Origin of the sequence: Tardiphaga sp. (assembly GCF_041424195.1) — a bacterium.
Classification (GTDB): domain Bacteria; phylum Pseudomonadota; class Alphaproteobacteria; order Rhizobiales; family Xanthobacteraceae; genus Tardiphaga.
This window is the reverse complement of the sequence record NZ_JBGMOE010000093.1, coordinates 1-1,584: the sequence shown is the minus strand read 5'-3', so window position 1 is coordinate 1,584 and position 1,584 is coordinate 1. Positions and strand designations below refer to the sequence as shown.

The 1,584-nt window shown below is 59.3% G+C and carries 1 pseudogene; it reads right to left on the bottom strand.

The window, feature by feature from the left end:
• Positions 1-7: 7 nt before the first annotated feature.
• Positions 8-1,447: pseudogene (locus ACEK02_RS14045) on the bottom strand (IS701 family transposase).
• Positions 1,448-1,584: the final 137 nt, after the last annotated feature.

The following is a 1,584-nucleotide window of genomic DNA, read 5'->3' as shown; positions in this document are numbered from 1 at the left end:
CCTAGTACTACTGCATCACAAATTTTGTCGCGACGTTTTTTTGACGATCGAGGCCGCGCAGCATGGACACCGCGACAAGGACTTGACGAGCGCGACGATCAAGCGTCGGCGCATTGTGGCGATTGAGTTTGGGACGTGGCGTTCAGTCCGCAATGGCGGATCCTCTCGGTCGGTAACCGTCGGGAACGGCAAGTTCTTTGAACCATGCCGAGGCACGAGGTCTTGAGGGGGGAATCGTCTCCCTCTCGGAGACCAGAAATCCGTAGGCTGCGATGCACAGTGTGGCGTGATGGTGGAAGCCACGCCATCCTCGTCCTTCGAAATGTCCGAGCCCGACTTCCTGCTTTAGTTCCTGATAATCGCGTTCGATGCGCCAGCGCAGCTTGGCGGTATCGACAAGTTGGCGGAACGCGATGTTTTTCGGAAGGTTCGACAGCCAATATTTGGCCGGCTCCTTCTCGCCTTCGGGCCACTCGATTAGCAGCCACTCTTCCGACCGGCTTTCGGTGAGATTGTAATCGCGGTTCGCGGCCAGAATCCGCACCCGAGCAAAGCGCGAGGACAGCCATTCTGCCGCCCCCTCCCGCCACCGGATCGGGCGCCAGGCGCGCCTGGGTAGGCCGAGAGCAAGTTCCTTGACGGAGACCGGTTGATGCTTGCCGTCGCGGCGCAAGAGCGTCGGTGGCCGACCGGTGCCTGACCACTTTTTTGGCGGCAACGGTCCCGTGCCCGGCACCCACACACTGGTATTCGGCAAGATGCCGGCGACATATTGCAACGCCAGCGCGTTGATGCTGGTGCGCAGATTTGTATTGCAGCCATAACCGGCGTCCATCAGCACCACGCCGCGAGGAAGGCCGGCCTTGCAGGCTGACGTGATCTGCTCAAGCGCGATCTCGGGCTTGGTCTTGAAGCCAATCTCGTCCGGCACCCCCGCCTTGCGCCGACGTTTGTCGTCCCCTGCCCAGTCTTCCGGCAGATACAGGCGATAGGCCGCCGGCAGACTGGCGTGGTGATTGGCGAGAGATAACGACACCGCGACCTGACAATTGTCCTGCTTGCCGAGTTGGCCGCAATATTGCCGCGCTACCCCGACCGAGTGTTTCCCCTTCTTGGGAAAGCCCGTATCGTCGATGATCCAGGCTTCGATCGGCCCGTGCTGCTCAATCTTCGGCAACACCAGTTCGCGGACCTTGGCCAATACCTTCTCGTCCGACCACTTGCCTTCGCCAACAAAATGCAGAAGCGATTGATGCTGTGCCGCCGTTCGCTCCGGCGCCGTAATCGCCGCCATCGGCTCGACGCTCTTGCGCTCGCAAGGCATCATTAGGCCCACACAATAGTCCCGCAGCGGCCTGGCTCGGTCGGCGTGCCCAATCACGCTCGTCAGCCCCTCGACATAACCCGCAAATCGCGATTCAATAGCTTTCGACCGCCGAAGATCCATCTCAGTCTCCAATGCTGAAGCATGAATCTCGCAAGATAAGTGATTCTCTCGATCAAAATCTGCGACTTACTGACTCAGTAGTACTAGCAGTCTGCTGAAAAACCCCTCGCGGCGGCGCTGATTTACTGATTCAATTT